General features: G+C 71.6%; 15 protein-coding genes. 3 read left to right on the plus strand and 12 right to left on the minus strand.

Annotated features, from left to right (window positions below; all coding sequences use genetic code 11):
- Positions 1-20: 20 nt before the first annotated feature.
- From WMF20_RS06005 to WMF20_RS06025, 5 genes are all read right to left on the minus strand, one after another.
- Positions 21-1,418: a hypothetical protein gene (locus WMF20_RS06005; RefSeq protein WP_437611450.1), complete on the minus strand. Its 1,398-nt coding sequence runs from the start codon at positions 1,416-1,418 to the stop codon at positions 21-23.
- Positions 1,419-1,506: 88 nt separating this feature from the next.
- The gene (locus tag WMF20_RS06010; RefSeq protein ID WP_437611452.1) at positions 1,507-3,348 is read right to left on the minus strand and encodes a hypothetical protein; all 1,842 of its coding nucleotides are present in this window, start codon (positions 3,346-3,348) and stop codon (positions 1,507-1,509) included.
- Positions 3,341-4,897 (minus strand): GumC family protein, encoded by a 1,557-nt coding sequence (locus WMF20_RS06015; RefSeq protein WP_129573437.1) that lies wholly within the window; start codon positions 4,895-4,897, stop codon positions 3,341-3,343. Before WMF20_RS06015 ends, WMF20_RS06010 begins: the two co-directional genes overlap by 8 nt.
- Positions 4,898-5,186: 289 nt before the next feature.
- Positions 5,187-5,486, minus strand: a complete 300-nt coding sequence (locus WMF20_RS06020; protein ID WP_044985570.1) for an STAS domain-containing protein — start codon at positions 5,484-5,486, stop codon at positions 5,187-5,189.
- Entirely contained in the window at positions 5,483-6,073 is a 591-nt protein-coding gene (locus WMF20_RS06025; RefSeq protein ID WP_272827996.1) for an ATP-binding protein, read from the minus strand. The genes WMF20_RS06020 and WMF20_RS06025 overlap by 4 nt, the downstream gene beginning before the upstream one ends.
- A gap of 65 nt (positions 6,074-6,138) precedes the next feature.
- On the opposite strand from WMF20_RS06025, the gene WMF20_RS06030 reads away from it, so the two are divergent.
- Positions 6,139-6,870, plus strand: a complete 732-nt coding sequence (locus tag WMF20_RS06030) for a sugar transferase (RefSeq protein WP_044985571.1) — start codon at positions 6,139-6,141, stop codon at positions 6,868-6,870.
- Positions 6,871-6,961: 91 nt separating this feature from the next.
- On the opposite strand, the gene WMF20_RS06035 is transcribed toward WMF20_RS06030, so the two are convergent.
- The 5 genes from WMF20_RS06035 to WMF20_RS06055 form a co-directional block, all read right to left on the minus strand.
- On the minus strand, positions 6,962-8,338 hold the full coding sequence (locus WMF20_RS06035) for an O-antigen ligase family protein (RefSeq protein WP_437611455.1): 1,377 nt from the start codon (positions 8,336-8,338) through the stop codon (positions 6,962-6,964).
- 122 nt (positions 8,339-8,460) lie between these two features.
- Entirely contained in the window at positions 8,461-9,426 is a 966-nt protein-coding gene (locus WMF20_RS06040) for a hypothetical protein (protein ID WP_437611457.1), read from the minus strand.
- Between the two features lie 74 nt (positions 9,427-9,500).
- A complete protein-coding gene (locus WMF20_RS06045) occupies positions 9,501-12,008 on the minus strand; it encodes a hypothetical protein (protein ID WP_437611459.1) in 2,508 nt (835 codons plus the stop codon).
- Positions 12,005-13,015 carry an NAD-dependent epimerase/dehydratase family protein gene (locus tag WMF20_RS06050; RefSeq protein ID WP_129573442.1) on the minus strand — a complete coding sequence of 337 codons (1,011 nt, stop codon included), beginning with the start codon at positions 13,013-13,015 and terminating at the stop codon, positions 12,005-12,007. Before WMF20_RS06050 ends, WMF20_RS06045 begins: the two co-directional genes overlap by 4 nt.
- Positions 13,012-14,100, minus strand: a complete 1,089-nt coding sequence (locus WMF20_RS06055; protein WP_129573443.1) for a Gfo/Idh/MocA family protein — start codon at positions 14,098-14,100, stop codon at positions 13,012-13,014. Before WMF20_RS06055 ends, WMF20_RS06050 begins: the two co-directional genes overlap by 4 nt.
- Before the next feature lie 259 nt (positions 14,101-14,359).
- Here WMF20_RS06055 and WMF20_RS06060 point away from each other — a divergent pair, with 259 nt between their 5' ends.
- Positions 14,360-15,601: a glycosyltransferase gene (locus WMF20_RS06060; protein ID WP_437611461.1), complete on the plus strand. Its 1,242-nt coding sequence runs from the start codon at positions 14,360-14,362 to the stop codon at positions 15,599-15,601.
- A 293-nt stretch (positions 15,602-15,894) separates the two neighbouring features.
- Positions 15,895-16,272, plus strand: coding sequence for an STAS/SEC14 domain-containing protein (locus WMF20_RS06065; protein ID WP_020733235.1), 378 nt, complete (start codon positions 15,895-15,897; stop codon positions 16,270-16,272).
- A 159-nt stretch (positions 16,273-16,431) separates the two neighbouring features.
- Here WMF20_RS06065 and WMF20_RS06070 read toward each other — a convergent pair whose 3' ends face one another.
- Together WMF20_RS06070 and WMF20_RS06075 are read right to left on the minus strand one after the other, a co-directional pair.
- Entirely contained in the window at positions 16,432-17,634 is a 1,203-nt protein-coding gene (locus tag WMF20_RS06070; protein ID WP_129573444.1) for a P1 family peptidase, read from the minus strand.
- Positions 17,631-20,132, minus strand: coding sequence for a D-alanine--D-alanine ligase family protein (locus tag WMF20_RS06075; protein ID WP_437611464.1), 2,502 nt, complete (start codon positions 20,130-20,132; stop codon positions 17,631-17,633). The genes WMF20_RS06070 and WMF20_RS06075 overlap by 4 nt, the downstream gene beginning before the upstream one ends.
- Positions 20,133-20,147: the final 15 nt, after the last annotated feature.

Genomic DNA, 20,147 nt, shown 5'->3' on the forward strand with positions numbered 1-20,147 from the left:
ACCGGGGACGAGCGTTGGACCTAGGGCGCGGCGCCGCCGGCCGGCGGCTCCGTGCCCTCGGGCGGCTCGATCGGCGTGGGATCGCGGTGAGGCGGGCCCACCGGGCCCGCTGAGCCGAACGGCTGGGTCATCGTGATGCGCGAGCCGGGCTCCATCCGCCGCGGGAACCCGCCCGACACGGACACGAGGACCGCGTTCCGGACGATGCGCGTGTCGGGGAGCTCCGACGTCCTCGCCTCGGTGCGCTGGTTCGTGTGCTGGTACCGGAGCGCGAGCGCGAAATCGGGGATGACGACGACGGGGCTCCAGAGCAAGGCCACGTCGGTGAGCACCGCGATCGTGGTCGGCCCCGTCTCGAGCTCCCCGGCCGCGTTCGCCTCGAGCGGCTGCGCGATCTGACCGCCGGCCGAGCCCTCGACCGACAGGTGCCAGGCCGGCTGGAGGGGCGCGGCGGCGCGGAGCGTCAGCTGGTGCGAGAGCTGGATCTGCTGCAAAAAGACGTTGGGCGTGGCCGCGTAGGCGTACGCGAGCTCGGCCTCGCCACGGTCGTGCGTGTAGCGCAGCGCCGCGAGCCCCGCCGGCCGCACGAGCGAGTCGGCGCCCCCGGTCAGGTCCGTCGCGACCACCCCGCCGACGTCGAGCTGGCTCGAGAAGCGGCGGCCGAGGTCGTGCTGCCAGCTCGCCACGAGCGTGGTCAGGAGCTGATCGCGATCCTCGATCGTGTCCGGGGTCGCGGGATCGGCGTCGGTCACCGGGACGTTGTCGAAGTGGGTGTAGCCGACCGAGAGCGCGCCGGACACGGTGTCGTGGCGGAAGATGCGCTGCGCGCTCAGCGTGTTCGACACGGTGTACGTGCGCTGCGGGAGATCCTGGAGCGGGTTGTAGACGAGGAACGTCGCCGCCTGCCCGAGCGCCCAGACCGGCGACGGCTGGAACGAGAACCCCTCGTTGAACGACGCCTGCACGAAGTTCGTCGTCCCGCCAGCGGTGCCCTGGATCGTCGTGGTCCCCGGCGTCTGCTCGAGCTGGAAGGTGTTGAGCTGGCCCTGCGACCCGGCCGCGCCGAGCGTCAGCGTGGTCCTCGGCGACGTGACGAAGCGGCCGGACCACATGGCCATGTTCGAGTACGAGCTCGCCTCCCAGTGCCGGAAGAAGAAGCTCGCCGAGAACGTGTACGACAGCGTCTGCGAGGTCCGCGGCGTCGTGTAGGTGAAGATCAGGCCGGGGCTCACGGTCCCGAAGCCGTCGGCGTCGGGGCCAGGCCCGGCCGGAGGCTCGGCCGCCGAGCTCACGTTGTCGGTGACGCCGATCGAGCCCGTGAAGACGCCCTGGAGATACGCGTCCTGCGCTCTGGCGTCGTCGTGGGTGAGGATCGCGCAGCCGAAGGCCGCGACCGCAATGCCTCGTCCGGAGCGCATGAGGGCCGCAAGGTAACAATGGAGCCGGCGCTCGGCTACGCCTCCCCGACCTTTCGAGCAGGGAAGCCGCGGGCCGCGCGCCGCGCGCCTAGGCGTCGAGCAGGACGACACCGAGGATGGGCGCCGGCCGGAGCTGCTCGATGGCCTGGCGGATCGCCTTGCGGGTCGACTTCTTGACCCGCGACGTCAGGATCACGCCGTCCACCGAGTCGCCGATCACGTTCATGTCCATGCTGCCGAGCACGGGGGGCGTGTCGATGATGATGTACGAGTAGCCCGCGCGCTTGAGGCTCTCGATCGCGCTCGAGAACGCCACCGCGTCGAGGATCGGCGGCCGCTCCGTGCGCGGGTCGACGGCCAGGATGTGGACCGGCGTCTGGAGGGAGAGCCTCGGGTCCGGCGCCCTGCCGCCCATCGGCGCCGCGTTCCGGTCCGACGAGTCGACGCCGTCGTCGCCGGGCGCCACGGCGGGCGCCGGCGCCGCCTGGTCGACGACGACCCAGGGGGCGAACCGATCGGCGGCGTGGCGCTGGAGCTGCTCGCTGAAGCAGCTCGGGGGATCGAACCGCAGCGCCTTCGCGATGCCGGGCTGGCGGATGTTCGCCTCGACGAGGAGGATCTTCCCGCGGACGGTCTCGCGCAGGGCGAGCGCCAGGTTGATGGCGCACGACGTCTTGCCCTCGGCCGGCCCGGCGCTCGTCACGGCGATCGTGGCCCCGACGGCCGACGGCAGCTTGCGCCGGAGCGTCCGGTAGGCGTCCGCCTGGGGCGAGTACGGCGCGTGGATCATCACGATGTTCAGATCCACGGCGTCCGGCAGCGGCAGCGGGCGCACGGTGACCTCGCCGAAGCCGCCCAGGGACTCCTCCGGGAGCAGCCCGGCGTTCTCCGGGGGGCTCGGCAGCGAGCGCATGTGCTCGATGTGCAGCGACGGCGGCTCCTCGAACGTCGGATCCAGCGACTGCAGCTTCGCGTCCACGGCCTGCTGGGCCGGGGTCGACACCACGCGGTTGAAGATGAGGGACGGCGGCGACGAGAACGTGGCGGTGCCCGAGCGCTCCAGCGGCCTCTCGGGCGGCGGCTGCGGCGGCCGAGGCGGCGGCACCTCGCGCACCGTCACCTCGCGCGCGGCGGCCGGCACCACGCGGTCGAAGACGAGCGACGGGGGCGAGTGGAACGTCCCGCTGAACGAGCGCTCCAACGGCGGCCCGCCCGCGCCGTGCGGCGCCGCGTCGCGGACGCCCACGTCGCGCGCCGGCGGCGCGATGACCCGCTCGATCGGCACCGGCATCGCCGGGTGGCCGTGAGGCGCGCCCGGGCCGCTCGGCGCGAACCCGGGGCTGCTCAGCGTCGCGCTCAGGTCGACGACGCGCGTCACCACCGGGGCCGCGTAGGGCCGCTCGGGGCCGGGCGGCAGCGCGGGCGCGGGCACGCCGTGCATCGCCGGGTGGCCGTGAGGCGCGCCGTGATCGGCGTGCTCCCCGGACAGCCCCGCCAGGAACATCGCCGCCGCCTGGGGCGGCGACTTGAGCGGCGCCTGCATGCCGGGATGACCGGCCGCCGCAGGCCCGGGGCCGAGGCGCAGCCCCATCCCGTGCTGCCCCGCGGGCGGCAGGTCGTGGCGGATGGTCGGCGAGTCGAACGCGGCGCTCGAGTCGTCCTGGCTCGGGCGCTCCGCCGCGACCACGTCCTCGGCGTCGTTCGCGAGGCGCAGGACGCGGGCGATCATCTCCTCGCGCACGTCCGGATCCGGCGCGATCGAGCGCCAGTTGCCGACCACGTTGCGGAGCCGGCGCGCCTCGATGACGAGGGCGCGGACCCGCGCGGTCTGCTCCGCGCGACTCAGGAAGTCGCAGACCTGATCGAGCGCCCGCTCCAGAGACGCGACCGGCGGGGGCTTTCCCGGCTCAGCTCCGCCTGTCTCAGCCACGGCGTCCTCGGGGCCCGCGCGCGTTGGCCGGCACGACGACGAGCACCGGAGCGAGCGCCATTCGATCGATATCTTCCATGTCGTAAACCCGATCGTCGAGCACGATGCCACGCGCCGCGGCGGCGGCGATCCCGGCCGCGACGGACACGAAGAGCCCCGCGATGGCGAGGATCAGCCGCGACGGGCTCGAGGGCGCGCTCGGCCTGTACGCCGGATCGAGCACCTCGATCTGCGCCGAGTAGCCGCCCTGCTCCGAGCTCGCGGCCATCTCCGCGCGGAACGACTTGCCCTCGAGGTCGGCGAGCCGCTGCTGCGCCCGCGCCTTCTCGCGGCTGAGCCGCGACCACTCGGTCTCGGTGTTGATGATCGCCTTGGCCGTCTCGCTCGCGTCGGCCTGGTTGCCCATCTTCGCGCTCCTACGCGCGGCGATCTCCCGCTCGATCTTCGCGAGCTGGGCCTTGATCTTCGCCTTCTCGGCCTCGTCGGTCGCGGCGACCTCCACGACCGGCGCGGGCGGCAGGATGAGCGCCTCCTCGGCGCGCCGCAGCGCCGCCTCGGCGTTGCTCACGCGGGCGGCCGCGGCCCGGACGTCCGGGTGCTGCTCGGTGAACCGGGACTGCTTGTCGGCCAGGTCCCGCCGCGCGGTCGCGAGCTCCTGCTCGGCCTGGTCCTTCTGGCGGACCAGCGCGGGGGAGGGCGCCCCCCCCACGCTCGGCGCCACCTGCTCCGGCTTGCCGGTGAGCCGGGCCCGTAGGCGGGGCGCCTGCCGCTCGAGGGCCTCCAGCGTCGGGTCGGTGGTGGTGGAGCGGCGCTCCTGCGCGCGGATGGCGGCGCCGGTCTGCGCGCCGCCGGGCGCGGCCTGCTCGGCGGCGAACTCGGGGTGCTCGGCCAGGAACGCCGCGAGCTCCGTCTCCGCCTTCTCGACGTCCTGCTCGGCGCGCTTCAGCTCGGCGTCGAGGAACTCGTTGGTCAGCTTCGCCTGCGACCTGCGCATGCGCGTCGTCTCCTCGACGAGGATGTCGGCGAGCCGCTGCGTCACCTCCTGCGCCTGCTCGCGCGTCTCCCCCTCGGCCGAGATCGCGAAGGTGTCGGTCGAGCGGGCCTTGAAGGTGATCTTCATGCGGAGCCGGTCGACCGCGTCGACCATGCCCCGCTTCTCGAGGACGTCGGGGAAGAGGTTGAACTCGGTCACGACCTTCTCGAGGTTGGAGCGCGCGAGCAGCGTCTCCTTCAGCCGCGCGGAGAGGGTGCGGAGCGGGTCGGGCCCGTCCGGCCCGAGGTAGGTCGCCTTCACGCCCTCCCGGTAGAAGATCACCGTCTCGGAGCGGTACGCGGGCTTCCTCGACTGCACGACGAGCACCGTGAACGCGATCCCCGCGAGCGCCACGAGCACCGCCACGTACCAGTGCGCCAGGGTCCGGTTGATCATCGCGCTGATGCTGGGCGGCTGTGGACCCGCAGGTCGCGCCGTCGCATCGACGGGAAGCGCCCCGAGCGCCTCCTGGGGCGGGGTAGGCCCGGAGGTCTGCTGGTTCATCTTCTTGTCCATAGTTCGCGCTCCTCGAAGGTTGCCTTGCTCCGCCGGACCCGGAGAACGCGCACCTACGTCCGGCGGACGGCTGCCTATCGTAGACGTGCGCCGCCCGAGCGCCAGCTTGTTGCACGCGGCCCGCGCTCGCCGCTCGCTGCTCCGAGCCCGTCACGCCCCCGGCACACGCGCGAGGCGACGTGGCCACGGTCGTGGTCGCGGTCACGCCGCGCACGGGGCGCGCTCCCGGCCCCGTGCGCGGCCGCGGCCGCTGCCGCGGGGCCGGCGGCGAGCGCGCCGCCCCGGAGCGTCACGTGGGGAACACCCGATCGAGGCGCAGCAGGCGGAAGATGGCGCGCGGCTGATCCCGGAGGCCCACGATGCGCACCTGGCCGCCGTTGGCCCGTACCCGCTTGAACAGGGAGACGATGACGCCGACGCCGGAGCTGTCGATCAGCCGGAGCGACGAGAGCTCGAGCGTGATGTTCTGCCGGTTCTCGGCCACCAGCTCGTCCACCAACGTCCTGAACTCCGGTGCGGTCACCGCGTCGAGGGTCCCCTCGAACTGCACAACCGTCTCATTGCCGTTATCGGTCCGCGTATAGCTCATTGGATTTTGATTCCCCCAGCGGCGCGGGCTGCGCCCAAGCGGGAGACGCTCCGCATTCGGAAACTGCTCGTCCGATGCCCCGTCGCCTCGGCGAAATCGGCATCGGAATGCTCTTGTTCGCTGCTGCCTTCACTGCCGTCGCCGGCGACGCACGAGCTGCCGTCCCGCCGCTTCACGAGGCGGAGGACATTCGGGCTGCCGGGACAGTAATCGACCTCATCCATGAACGACTTGATGATGAAGAGCCCCATGCCGGACTCGGGGAGGTCGTCGATGGGAGGGTTGTCGATGGCCGCGGGGTCGAAGCTGCATCCCGTGTCCATCAGGCGGATGATGATGCCGTCCGCGTCGGACTCGATCTCGATGTCCACGTCGCCGGGCGGGCCAGCCCGGTATCCGTGAATCGCGATGTTGTTGAACGCCTCGCCGAACGCCGAGACCGTCTGGTCCTCGAAATCTTCCTGGGTCGGGCCGGGCGATCCTCCGCCTTCGACCCTCCCAGGCGCGGCCATCTTGCATGCGGCCGCCACCACGCGGAGGGCGAGGTGGCGATAGGTCAACGAACCTGGTACGCGGAGTCGGATCACGCCCAAACCTCCATCCGAGCTTGTACCCTACCACGTTCTCGACTATGGGAGCCACAAGGTAAACAGTGACACCTGGCGTTCGTGTAGCGAAACGTGCGATCGACATCGCGGGCTCGCTCGTGGGTCTCACGCTGACCCTCCCGCTCTACCCGATCATCGGCGCGGCCATCTACCTCGAGTCGCCCGGGCCGATCTTCTACATGCAGCGCCGCGCGGGCATGCTGATCGGCACGGAAGTGCGGGATGGCGTGAGCTACCCGCGGTTCGTCGAATTCCACATGCGCAAGTTCCGTTCCATGCGCGTGGATGCCGAGAAGATGACCGGGCCCGTGCTCGCCCAGCAGGACGACCCGCGCATCACGCGCGTCGGGCGCTTCCTGCGCAAGACGCGCCTCGACGAGATCCCGCAGTTCTGGAGCGTGCTCATGGGCGACATGAGCATCGTGGGCCCGCGCCCCGAGCGGCCGGAGCTGCTCGTCAACCTGGCGCTCGCCATCCCCTTCTTCGAGGAGCGGATGCGCGACATCAAGCCGGGCATCACGGGGCTCGCGCAGGTGTCGCTGGGCTACACCGGCCGCGCCCCGGCGGAGAGCGAGGTCGCCGCGTTCGAGGCGACGCTGACGAACCCGTTCGGCCTCGAGGAGGCGGAGGGGGCCGAGGCCGACGACATGCGGATGAAGCTGCTGTTCGACCTCGCGTACGCCGCGTCGCTCGAGAAGCTCTCGACGTTCCTGTCGATGGAGCTCTCGATCATCCTGAAGACGCCGCTCGTGATGGTCCTCGGCCTCGGGCGCTGAGCCGGCGCCGCGCTCCGCGCCCGGCGCGCGCGGCGCGGCCGCCTTGGCTCCGCGCGTCAGCGATCCCCGGCGGGATCGCAGGCGGGCGGAGCTAGGCCCTTTTGCTGAGCACGAAGATCACGAGCACGATGGCGATGTCGGCCAGGATGAGCCGGTAGAAGTCGCGCTTCTCCAGCCGGATCGAGAAGTTCGGATCGACGCTCCGGATCGCGCAATACAGCGCCCCCGCGAGGCCGAAGTAAATCCAGAGCACGTAGTGGTAGGTGAACGAGAGGAAGAAGATCCCGACCATCATCCCGCAGAAGCCGGCCATGATCGCCATGGACCAGGCGCGGATCATCGCGAACTGGGCGCCGTGCTCGTACCGCTTGAGCGCGACCAGCGAGATCTTGAGCGTGAGGTAGATCATCGCCGTCCACGCGAACATCCCGAGGGGACCGAGCTCCGAGAGCGCGAGGAGGTACGCGTTGTGCGCGGTCAGCCAGTGGTGCTCCGTGAACTGGCGGAAGCCCGCGCCCATCAGCGGGAACATCCGGTAGATGATCAGGCCCTCGGCGAGGATCTCCGTGCGCTCGTTCGCCGACTCGTCCGCCTCGCCGCCGCCGCGGCCGCCGAGGAGCATGAGCGGCGCCGCGAAGACCGCGCCGAAGATCGCGCCGCGGATGCCGTACTTCTTGACGAAGTAGACGCCCAGCACCGTCGCGAAGACGAGCTGGCCGCCGCGGGACTGCGTGAGGATGATCGCGGTCGCGATCACGAGGAGCGAGGCGAGGACCAGGAGCGCGCGCGTGAACGAGCGCTTCTGCTCGAACAGGGCGAAGCTGAACGGCAGGACGATGCCCGACGTGAGCGCGAGCTCGTTCGGATCCTGGAGCACGCCGCGCCAGCGCACGCGGCCGTTGATCGTCGACGTCTTGAAGAGGCCGACGCGCTCGCACAGGTACTCGGCCTCGGGATCGGCGCCGGGCCCCTCGCGGCAGTCCACGCGCATCTCGCACGGCCGGCCGTCGGGGATGCCGGCCTCGCCGCGCGAGCCGCCGATGGTCTGCGTCATCGCGAGGCACTGGAACGACGAGAACCCCTGGTGCACGGCGACGCCCGCCACGAAGAGGCCCATGATGAGCACCGTGCCGGCGAGCTTCTGGAAGCCCTTGAAGCCCTCGGGGCTGTGCCCGATCAGGAAGAAGAGGATGAACGTCACGCTGATCGAGACGAAGCCCTCGGAGAACTCGGCGGGGTTCCGCAGGCCGAGCGTGAGCACGCACCAGAAGTAGACGACGATCGCCCACCGGAGCTGCGGGGTCGCCTTCAGCCTGACCTTGCCCAGGGCGAGGTCGAGGCCCATGCCCATGAAGGCGAGGGCGAGCCAGAGGTACAAGAACGGCAGGCTCTCGAAGCGCTCGTCCCACTCCTGGGGCCTACCGTAGATGAAGATGATGAGAAGGATGACCCCGGGGAGCGCGAGCATGACGAGGGTCCTCAGCGAAGACGCGGTTCGGGTGGAGGGGGACGTTCCGGAGGATCGCGGCCCGCGTCAAGCGACTTGCGCCAGCGCCTCCCGGCGAGATCGCCGTCGCCGCGCGCTCGGCGCTACGTGCTGAGGCCCATGCGGCGCACGGCCTGGTTCAGGAACGGCACGAGCTCGTCCGCGGCCCTCTCGTTGCCCTCGCGCGAGGGGTGGTTGTCGGTGTTCCCCTCCGAGCCGTGCTGCGAGAAGTTGGACTCGCCCTTGTTCGTGAGCACGTCGTAGTAGTCGAAGACGACGACGTTCTTCTCCGGATAGCCGCTGAGCCAGCCGTCGGGCGACTTGACCCAGTTGTTGAACGCGCGGGCGAGGTCGGCCTGGCGCTGCGCGACCTCGGCCTCCGACGGCTTGCCGAGGATCTTCTTCGCGGTCCACTTCCAGGCGGGCTCCTTCGAGCGCTTGAGGATGTTGGCCGGCGCGGTCATGTAGACGAACAGCGTGTCCTTGCGCTTCGCGAGCTCGGGCAGGAGCGACGAGAGCGTGGCCTTCGCGTTCCAGACGGTCAGCTCCGGGCCGGACGGGTCGCCGGGGGCGGTGCCCTCGCCGACGAAGCGGTTGTTCGGATAACAGGACTTGAAGACGACGATCCGGTTCACCGCGCCGTCCGGGAGCATCTGGTCGTTGAGCGCGACCCGGAGCACGCTGTCCATCCTGTCGCGGAACTTGGGCGCCCAGTGGAAGAGGTCGGTGTCCTCGCCGATCGCGCTGCCGTAGGAGGCCTCGTGGACGCGGTAGCCCTGCTCGATGAGCCTCTTCTTGAGGCCGCCGCCGTTCGGGTGCGTCTCGTAGACGCACGACGCCTTCTCCTTCTCGGGGCCCGGGTCCGCGAGCAGCTGGCCGCCGACGGAGTGGTGGATGAACAGCAGATCCAGCGGGGCGCCGGGCGGGGCGCTCGAGAAGCCGGACAGGTCGAGCGAGGTGGCCTTCGCGATGGGGCCGGTGGCGGCGGGGGCCTTGCCCTCGATGGGGATGAACAGGGCGCCCAGCGCGACGAGGAATGCGCCGGCGGACACGAGGTGCTTCTTGCTCATGGCATCTCCGTAGAGGACGTGGGCGGGGAAGCTAAACTATCGCAGCGCGGCGCGCCGGGGACAAGCCGACCGGCTCAGAACGCGAGGACGCCGCCCTCGTCGGCCTTGGCGGCGTTGGGGCCTGAGCCTGGACGGATCGCGATCTCGTCCCCGCCGCTCGCCGGCTTCCTGATCACCTCGTACGAGGCGCCGGGGGTGAGCCCCGTGACGAGGTGCCTCGTGACGCCGGGCAGCGAGGTGAGCTGCACCTGGGACACGGCGCCCAGCGCGACCGGGAACAGGACCAGGGTGCCCTTCACGGCCGCGCCCGCGTACGGCGTGCCCTGCTTCGTGCGCACGAGCGTCGCCGGCTGCGCCGCGGCGCCCGCGGCGGCCCCCTCGATGACGTGGAGGAAGCGCGCGTCCTTCGGCATCGGCGCCGGCGGCTCGGTCCTGAGGGTCGCGAGCATCGGCTCGAACTCGGCAGGCTTCGTGTCCCAGGTGCCGGTCGGCTTGTACGGCTCGGCCACGAGGACGGCGCTCTCCGGCAGCAGCGCGGTCACGAAGAGCTTCTGCCCCTTGGGCGTCGTGACGGTCGCGAGCTTCCCCGCGACCTGCGCGGGGCTCGGCGTCTGCAGGAAGAACCGCTTGAACCGCCCCTCCTTGCCCGTCGCGGCGCGATCGTAGATGACGAGGTGGTCCGGCTTGAGCCACACGAGCGAGCGGCTGACGTGCGTGACGTCGTGGATGTCCTCGTAATCGGAGTTGTAGAGCGGGGTCGCGTCGCCGAGGACGTAGACGTAGCCCTCGGCGAAGCTCTTCGCGAGCACCCGGGGATCGTGCGTGTGCACGAGCGGCCACTGGGAGCCGCGCTGCCACAAGGTGCCGCGGTTCGGGTCGTCGTAGCGGCGGTTCCTGTCGTTCTCGACGGCGAGGGTGTTGTGCTGCTCGGAGTTGCCGAAGAAGGCGCCGTAGCCGATGCGCTCCTTCGTGAGCCACTCGCCGCCGCGGTAGAGGCCGAAGCTGAGGCCGTCGCCGTGCTGGTGGTCGATGTGCTCCCAGCCGAGTTGGAACTGGAACCACGCCGCCTCGGGGCCCCAGCTCGTCCTCGCGAACACCTGGCCGAGGCCGGGGCCGTAGTGCGTGAGCGGGAGGGAGGGGCGCGGATCGGTCGGGGTGACCGCCGGGTCGAGCAGCAGGAAGTACAGGATCGAGTGGCGTTTGTGGACCTGGCCGAGCTGCGAGCGGGCGCGCCGCGCGAGGCCGGCGGCGCCGCCCGGGCCCGCGTGGATGGCCATCCAGCGCAGCGCGTTGAGGCGCTCGGCGTTGCCGCCGTTCTGGGCGTGGAGGCCGAGCGCCGCGAACGGGTCGATGTGATCGGTGTACTCGTAGCGCTGGCCGTCGCCCGTCCACGCGGCCTCGTGCGTCGGCCCGATCCGCCCCGCCGGCGCGGCGGGGCTCAGGCTGTGGAGGTGGGCCGGGATGAACTCGTGCCAGAAGGGGTTGCCGTCGAGGTGCACCTGCGGGCCCCACTTCGCCGGATCGGCCTCGCCGGCCGTCTGGATGGCGAGCAGCGTCTGGCTCACGTAGGCGAGCGTCGCGGGGCCGTACTGGAAGCCCTCCGGCGGCGCGCCGCCCCGCGCGTCGTTCCGGAGGACGCTGTCGGTCATGTAGAGCCACGCCCCGGTGACGTTGGCGAAGTAGTCCCTGAGCCGCGGGTAGGTGCCCTTGTGGTTCGGGGCCGGCGGATCGTCGGCCTCGTCGAACGCGAGCGACAGGAGCGCGAGGTTGCGCATGTGCGACGTGAAGTAGTTGTTCACGGCGTACCTGCGCTTCCGCGGCTCCTTCAGCAGGACCGGGTCGTTCAGCTTGCCCACCGGCTCGGGGTGGTCGTGGCTCGTCGTCGACGACTTCAGCTGCTCCTCCGCCCAGCGCAGGAAGACGGGCCGTATCGCCGCCTTGTCCTGGGCCGAGAGGTACCCGTAGATCCAGTCGACCGTGAGGCCGAACGACTCGCCGGCCCAGCGGGCGCGGTCGCCGGTCGAGAACTTGGGGTGGTTGAAGGGGTCCTTCGGATCCCCCTTGTTCACGCGGTCGACGATGTGGAGGAGGATCTTCCGCGCGCGGGCGGCGTAGTCGTTGCGGGCCGCCTCGTCGCTCGAGACGAGCGCCATGAAGGCGAAGAGCTCGGCGTGCGCCTCGCAGTAGACGCGGCTGAACTCGCAGTCGCCCTCGGAGGGGATGCCGCCCTTGTCCATCCCGGCCGCGGCCTCGGCGGCGACGGCGGCGAGCTCCTTGAACATGGGGTTCTCCGGCGTGGCGCGCGCCCGGAGCTTCGGCAGGTCGGCCGCGCGCACCCAGAGCCGCGGGTGCCCCGTGACCGGCGAGGCGGGCGGGGCCGGCGGCGCCTCGAAGCGCTGCGCCGCGACGCCCGGCGCCGCCGCCTGGAGGGCCGCGGCGCCGGCCTGCGTCTGCGGGTCCGCGCCGCTGTGGACCGCCGGGGGCCCCGGGGTCATCCGCCGGTCGCAGCCGGCGGAGAGGCCCGCGAGGCCGAGCGCCAGGGCGAGCGGCGCGAGCGGCGCGAACGACGGCCGACGCGTCATGTCGCGCGTTCCCGGAGGTAGGCGAACGTCCGTTGCAGGCCCTCCTCCGTGGAGACGAGCTGCTTCCAGCCGAGCGCCTTCAGCTTCGTGTTGTCGAACCGGTTCCCCTTCCACGAGGTCGCGGACTTGTAGGGCGTGAAGATGGCCGGCAGCTGCCCCTTCGAGTAGGCGTGGTAGCGCTCGACGAGCTTCGATATCCCGGTGAGGGCGAAATACGGCACCTTGATCGAGCGGATCGGCTTCACCTCGCGCTTGTAGCGGGCGAGGTAGACGTCGGCCGTGGGCAGGTCGTCGTCGTGGACGTTGTAGACCTGCCCCTTCGCGACCTCGCTCCGGCCGGCGACGGCGATCGCCTCGGCGCAGTTGTCGACGTACGACAGCGGGAGGATGTTGCTGCCGCCGAGGTGCAGGAACACGCCGAACAGGCTCATCCCGACGCGGCTGGAGAAGGCGTTGCCGCCCGGGCCGTAGATGACGCCGGGGCGGAGCACCGTGAGCGGGAAGCCGTAGCGCGCCTGGTACTCCCAGAAGAGCTTCTCCTGCCGGAGCTTCGCCTGCGAGTAGAGATCCCGCTGCGCGGGCTTCGTCTCCAGGGGCGTGTTCTCGTCGACGATGTACCCCCGCGGGAGGTCGGCCACGCCGTAGACGCCGAAGGAGCTGATGAGGATGACGCGCGGCGACCGCCCGGTGTGGACCAGCGCCTCGAGCAGGTTCTTCGAGGCGACGACGGTGTTCAGGAACATGTCCGCGGGCGCGCCGCCCATGGCCGCGGCGACGTGGTAGACGACGTCCACGCCCTCGACGGCGCGCTCGGCGGCCTCCTTCGTGGCGAGGGAGCCCACGGCGACCTCGAGGGGGACGCCGCGGCGCTGCTCGATCTCCTCGAGCCGCGCGCGGTTGCTCGCGGGGCGGACGAGGCAGCGGAGGTCGGTCTCGCCGTGGGCGAGCAGCCGGTCGACGAGGGCCGACCCAAGGAAGCCGTTCGAGCCGGTGACAAGGACTTTCATGTGCGCGCCTTCTCCTGCGGGGCCTGCCGGAAGATCTCATCCATCATCCACGCGACCCGGATCATGTCCCGGTACGAGATGGGCAGCTCCGCGCCCCGCGTGATGCTGTCGTAGAAGAGCCCGAACAGGCGGTTCATCCCCGAGAAAAAGTGGAAGTCGCTGCGGGCGAACCGCGCCACGTTCTTGCCCCCTTCGCGCAGGTACGAGAGGGCCTGATCGAAGGCGGGGACGACGCGCCCGATGGCGCTCGGGAGCTTCGGCGACGCGTCGAGCGTGACCGTGCGGCTCGTGTAGTCGACGTGGAGCGTGTTCTTCGTGCCGTAGACGCGGAGGAAGTGCCCGGGCGGCCGCGCGTGCGACGAGAACGTCCCGTAGGCGCTGACGCGCGCGCCCTGCACCGTGACGCGGAGCTCGTCGAGCATGTCGTCGCGGGCGTCGCCAAACCGCTTCTCCCGGAGCGCGTAGGCCGTGGCGGTCACCTTCGGCTGCTCGTCGTCGACGAACTCGACGATCTTGTTCAGCAGGTGATCGATGTTGTTGTGAAACAGCTTGCCCGGGAGGCGATGGACCCAGTGCGAGCCGTCGCCGAGGAGCGCCGCGCCGAAGGGGCCGGAGAGGTTGTAGCCGAAGCAGCTCTCCACGTGGACGGGCTCGCCGAGCACGCCCTCGCCGATGAGCCGCCGCATCTCGACCGCCGGCGGATCGAAGTTGTACTCCCAGCCGACGGTCATCTTCTTCCCGGCCGCGGTGCAGAGCTCGATGAGGCGCCGCACGTCCGAGAGGTTCAGCGCAATCGGCTTCTCCACGTAGACGTGGGCGCCCGCCTCGATGGCCCGCCGCGCGAGGAACAGGTGCGACTGCGGAGGGGTGGTGATGTGGACGACGTCGGGCTTCTCGACGTCGAGCATCCGGTCGAACGAGTCGTAGTGGCTCGGGATGCCGTAGCGCACCGCGATCTGCTCGGCCATCAGGAGCTCCAGGTCGCATACGGCGACGACCCGAGCCCGCTCCGGCATCTTTTGGATCTCTTCGATGTGGCCGTCGGCGATCTTGCCGCAGCCGACGATCGCGATTTTGAGGGTCATGGGGCGGCGGAGCGTACCGCAACGGGGCAGGCGAGAGCTAGGCTCTCGGGGTCGTCATCCCGCGCGCGGCGATCGCAGCGGGGCCGCGGCGGGGCGGGCCAGCCCGCGCGCGGGCCCGCCGGACGAGGCGGTGACGTCGAGGTCGTGCGTCCGCGTCGAGCGCGGCGCGAAGGCCCCTCGGCGTGGACGAGCCTCGTGACGGTCGCGGCGGCCTCGGGTAGGCTGCGCGGCGCATCATCATAAAGAAGGGTGGTGATTCGTGCGCGTGCTTCATGTTCTTCATACGTCGCTGCCTGTGATTGCGGGGTACACGATCCGCAGCGACTACATCGTCAAGCATCAGGCCGAGCACGGGATGCGTCCGGCGGTGGTGACGTCGGCGCAGCAGGGGTCCGGGGACGCGCTGAAGGAGGAGATCGGCGGCATCTCCTACTGGCGGACGCGCGAGCCTACCGGCAAGAAGCTGCCGCTCGTGCGGGAGCTCTCGCTCGTGCGGGCGCTCGAGGCGCGCGTCGAGGACGCGATTCGGGAGTTCCAGCCCGACGTGGTGCACGCGCACTCGCCGATGCTGGTCGGGCTGCCGGCGCTCGCGGCGGCGCGCCGCTTCGGGCTGCCGCTCGTCTACGAGGTGCGCGACCTCTGGGAGAACGCCTCGGTCGACCGGGGCAAGTTCGCCGAGGACTCGGTGCCCTACAAGATCGCGGCCGGCCTCGAGACGGTGGTCTACAAGTACGCTGACGCGACGGTGACGATCTGCGAGAGCCTGAAGAACGCCGTCGCGCCGCGGGTGCGCAGGGCGGACGCGCTCTACGTGGTGGGCAACGGCGTCGACTCGGACAAGTTCGCGCCGCGGGAGGCCCCGCCCGGGGCCTGGGAGCGCTTCGGGCTCGCCGGCAAGAGGCTCATCGGGTACGTCGGCACGTTCCAGCCGTACGAGGGGCTCCAGACGCTCATCGCGGCGATCGGCGACATCGCGCGGGAGATCCCGGACGCGCACGTCGTCATCACGGGGGCCGGCGGCCAGGAGATGGAGCTCAAGGCGTTCGCCCGCGAGAGAGGCGTGGAGTCCAAGGTGACGTTCACGGGGCGGGTGCCGCACGACGAGGTGTTCAACATCTACGCGATGGCGAGCCTGCTCGTGTATCCGCGCATCCGGACCCGGACGACCGCGCTCACCACGCCGCTGAAGCCGCTCGAGGCGATGTCCATGGCCCGGCCGGTGATGGTCAGCGACGTGCCGGCGATGGGAGAGCTCGTGCGCTACGGCGAGACCGGGTTCGTCTTCAAGGCGGGCGACAGCGCCGACCTCACGCGGCGCTGCGTCGAGGCGCTCAAGGATCCGGAGCGCCTCGAGCGGGTCGGCAAGAGCGCGCGGGAGTGGATCCTCAAGGAGCGGCAGTGGCCCACGCTGCTCTCGCGGTACCCGGCGATCTACGAGCAGGCGATCGCCGCGCGGCGCGGGCGGGGCAAGTCGCCCGCCGGCGAGGCGCGCGCGGCGTGAGCCGCCGCGCGCGGCGGGGCGCCGGCGCCCGGGAGGCACGGCGCCCGGCGCGCCCCCGCCGCCCGTGAGCCCCGCAGGGCGCGGCGCCCCGGGCGGCGTCTTTCCAGGAAAACCACACCGTCCGCGCCGCGCCGGAGCGGCGCCGTCCGCGCTCCCGGCGCTCTCCCCCACGGCCGACCACCGCCATCGCCGCGGCGCGCGCGGCGCGATCCCGGGGCTCGCGCCGCGCGATCCGGGGTATGATTACGCGGCCCCATCCCGCCCCTTCGGGAACCGGCAGGAGGTCCCCCAACGTGTTCGAGATCAAAGTCGACCGGATCCACTCCATCGTGGATTTCGTCCTCGAGGGGCGCGTCCGCCTCGAAGAGATGGAGAACTTCGTCAGCGAGCTGAGGAAGGCGTGCGAGGGCCTCCAGGGGCGGGAGATCAAGATCAAGGCCGATGTGCGGGGCTTCCGGCCGATGTCCCCCGAGGTGGCGGAGAAGATCCGCGCGGTCCAGGAGTTCGGCCTGGAGCTCGGGGTGATGCGCGTGGCCGAGATCATCGAGAGCGACATCGTCGCGCTCCAGCTCAACCGCGTCGCGCGCGAGAGCGGCACGGACAAGGTCCTCCGGCGCTTCTGGGACGAGGACGCAGCCCACGAGTGGCTGCTCCACGGCGATCCCGAATAGAGCTGCGGCCACCCGCTTCGGATACGGGCCCACCTCGGCGTTTTCGGTGCTCAGCGCACGAGAGTGCGCTTCCGCGCCGAAAACGCCGATCTGGGCCCGTCTCCTGTGCGGGTGACCGAAGCTCTGCGATCCGTGCACCAGGGGCGGGGGAGCGCCGCGCTAGCGCAGGGGAGGCGGGTCGCACGGGTGCGGCGGGCGGTAGCGCGCGAGGACCTCGGCCACCGCGTCGAGCGGCAACGCGGGCGCGTGATGGCCGCTGTGGCCGATCATGTCCGCGCCCGCGCACATGGCGTTGAGGATCGCCTCCTCCACCACGTCGACCGTGGCCTCGTAAAGGCCGTCGACCTCGGTGTCGAGGACGAGCTCGGCCATGTGCCGGCCGGGCGCGAGGGGGTGCACGCTGAGCGAGCGGCTCGACCGCGGGGCGCTCCATTGCTCGGTGGCGACGCGAGGCACCCGGTTCGCGGTGCTCCACGCGAGGACGATCTCCCCCGAGTTGTTGGCCGCGTACCCGCCCGTCCGGCCGATCGCGAGCGCGGCGCGACGCGCGAGGCGCGCGAGCTGGCGGTGGATGAGCGGAGCGTCCGTGGCCACGAGCACGATGATGGAGCCGGCAGGGCCCCGCCGCGGGACGTGCGTGAAACGATCGCTGATGAGCCGGCCCACCGGGACCCCGTCGACCCGGAGCAGCTCGCGATCGCCGAAGTTCGAGAGCACGAGCGCGCCGACCATGGAGTCGACCCCGCCGACCGGGACCGCGCGGCTGGAGGTGCCGATCCCGCCCGCGAAATGGAAGGTCTGCATGCCCGTGCCGGCGCCGACGCACCCCTCGGCCACCGGACCACCGCGGACGTTGTCGAGCGCCTCGTCGACGTCGGCCTGCGTCACGTGCCGCCCCACGGCGTCGTTGAGATAGCTGTCGTCGCACTCGGCGACGACCGGGATCACGACGTCGTACTCCTTGCCGATCTTCGGGTGGCGCTGCGAGAGCCACGCGACGGTCGCGTCGAGGACGCGGCCGACGCAGAGCGTGCTGCAGAGCAGGATCGGCGTCTCGCAGAGGCCCCACTCGTTGATCTGCGCGAGGCCGGTCACCTCGCCGGCGCCGTTCAGCACGTAGCTGGCGGTGAAGACCCGATCCAGGAAGATGTCGCCCTCGGCGGGCATGACCGCGGTCACGCCCGTGCGCACCGGGCCGATGCCGGGGAGGAGCTCGCCTTCGCCCTCGACCTTTGTCACGTGGTGGACCCGGACCCCGGCGACGTCCGTGATCGCGTTCTCGGGACCGGTGGGGAAGCGGCCGATCGCGACGCCGAGATCGCGCAGCCGAGGGCGCCTGATCGAGATCGAGGGCGCGCTCACGGGCCGGCGACCTCGCGCTCCACGACCGATGCCGCCGACGATGGAGGCTGCTCCGCCGCGAGCGGCGCCGGCCCGGCGAGCGCGGGGCCGGACGCGGGCTGCGGGGCCGGCGCGGGCTGCGGGGCCGGCGCGGGCTGCGGGGCCGGCGCGGCCTGCGAGGCCGGCGCGGGCTGCGGGGCCGGCGCGGCCTGCGGGGCCGGCGCGGCCTGCGGGGCCGGCGCGGGCTGCGAGGCCGGCGCGGCCTGCGGGGCCGGCGCGGGCTGCGCGGCGTGCGCGGCCTGCGGGGCCGGCTCGGACGCCGGCGAGGCGCCCGCCGCGCCCGCGGCGGCAGGGGCCGCGGCGGCGAGGGCACCCCCGGCCTGCGGCGCCGCAGCGAGGGCGCCCGCGGATTGCGGCGTCGCGGCGCGGGCGTCGCGGTGGCGCTTGAGGCAGCCGGCCATGATCTCGCCGATCAGCATGCGGTAATCCATCCCCGCCACCTTCGCGATCACGCAGAGATCGCTGAAGTCGGGGGTCAGGCCGGGCAGCGGGTTGATCTCGATGACGTACACCCGGCCGTCCTTGGCCATGCGCAGGTCGACCCGCGCCACGTCGCGGCAGGCGAGGGCCGCGAACGTGTCGCGCACGACCTTCTCGATGCGGCGGAGCTCGGACGGCGTGAGCTGCGCGGGGCACTCGAAGCGCACCCGCGGCGTGTCCGACTGCTTCTCGTCGTAGCCGTAGACGGGGTACGAGGGCGGGTCGACGAAGACGACCTCCATCGGCGGCAGCACCTTCGGCCGCCGCTCCCCGAGCAGGCCCACGGTGAACTCGCGCCCCGCGATGTACTCCTCGATGAGCGCCGGCTGGTGGTAGCGATCCACCAGCTGCTTCGCCGCGGCGCGCGCGGCGGCCTCGTCCTTGACCACCGACGCGGAGGTGATCCCCTTCGAGGTCCCCTCGGCGTTGGGCTTCACGATCACCGGGTAGCGGAACGGCTTCAGCTTCTCGCGCCCGGTCGTGACCACCTGCCACTCGGCCGTCTCGATGCCGGCGGCCCGCAGGATCTGCTTCGTGAGCCCCTTGTCGAGGGCCAGCGAGAGCGTGGTCGCGTCCGAGCCGCTGTAGGGGATGCCGAGCAGCTCGCAGAGCGCCGGGACCTGCGCCTCCCGGCCGCGGCCGCGCAGGCCCTCGGCGATGTTGAAGACGACGTCGACCCCGGAGGCGCCGAGCGCGCGCGGCAGATCCGGGGTCGCCTCGAGCGGGACCACGGTGTGGCCGTAGCTCTCGATGGCGCTCGCGATCGCCTGGATGGTGCGCGGCGAGTCGAACTCGGCCTCGGAGTCGTACGCGGCCCCGGCGCCCCCCTTGCCGGGGCCCCCGTCGGTCGCGACCGTGTCGCTCCGCTTCATGTTGTAGGTGAAGCCGACGCGGAGCGCGGTCCGCTTCGCCCGGCGCGGCGGGGTGCTCTCCAGGAGCGGCAGGAGCCCGCGCCGCTTGCAGGCGCTCCTCACGATGGCCCGGATCACGCCGTCGAAGTCGACGCCGCGCTGCGCTGCGGCCACGAAGACGCTGGCGCCCGGCTGGAGCGTGGGCAGCCCGTCGACCTCGAGGAAGTGCACGTCATGGTCCAGGCCGCGCTTCGACGACGGCGTGACCCGGAACTCGCAGCGCGCGTGGTCCTTGAGATCGAGGGCGCGCACGACGCGCGCGGTGAGCGACCGGATGCGCTCGATCGTCGCCGCGGGCAGCTGCGCGGGCCGGCGCGTGACGTGCTCGGGCTTCGCGTGCTTCAGGTTGAAGTCGTAGACGTTGTGCCTGCCCGCCACCTGGGGATCGATCACGAACTCGATGGGCGTGAGGACCCCCTCGGGGATGCCCGCGGCGCTCGGACGCGCGCCGCTCGCCTCCTTGAGGCCGTCGACGAAGGCGCACGCGACGTCGATGCCGGCGATGTAGTGCTCGACGAGCAGCCCCGCCTCGAAGCGCGCGAGCTGCCGCTCGACCACCTCGGCGAGGTGGTACGCGTCCTCGCAGACGCTCCACTCCCGGAAGATCCCCTTCGAGGAGCCCTCGAAGTTCGGCTTCACGATGACCGGGAAGCTCACGTCGTCGAGGGCGCCGCTCTCCAGGGTGGTCCGGTTGACGAGGCGGGCGCGCGGCGTCGTGACGCCGTAGCTCGCGAGGACGCGCTTCGTGAGCGACTTGTCGAGCGCGACGTTCAGCGTGTATGCGTCGGAGCCGGTGTACGGGATGCCGAGCTCGTCGAAGAGCGACGGATAGAACGCCTCGCGCGTCTTGCCCTTGTGGCCCTCGGCCGTGTTGAAGATGAGGTCCGGCTGGAGCGCCTCGAGCCGCGCCAGGACCCGGGAGGCCGGCCCGCTGACCTCGATCCGCTCCACCTCGTGCCCGGCCCGCTCGAGCGCGCCGGCGATGGCGGCGATCGTCTCCGGACTGTCGAACTCCGCTTCCTCGGCGGACCCCGTGATCTTCAGGTTGTGCGTGAGCGCGATGCGCATGATCTCTCCTGGGCC

The organism is Sorangium sp. So ce834, from assembly GCF_051521425.1.
Classification (GTDB): domain Bacteria; phylum Myxococcota_A; class Polyangia; order Polyangiales; family Polyangiaceae; genus Sorangium; species Sorangium cellulosum_D.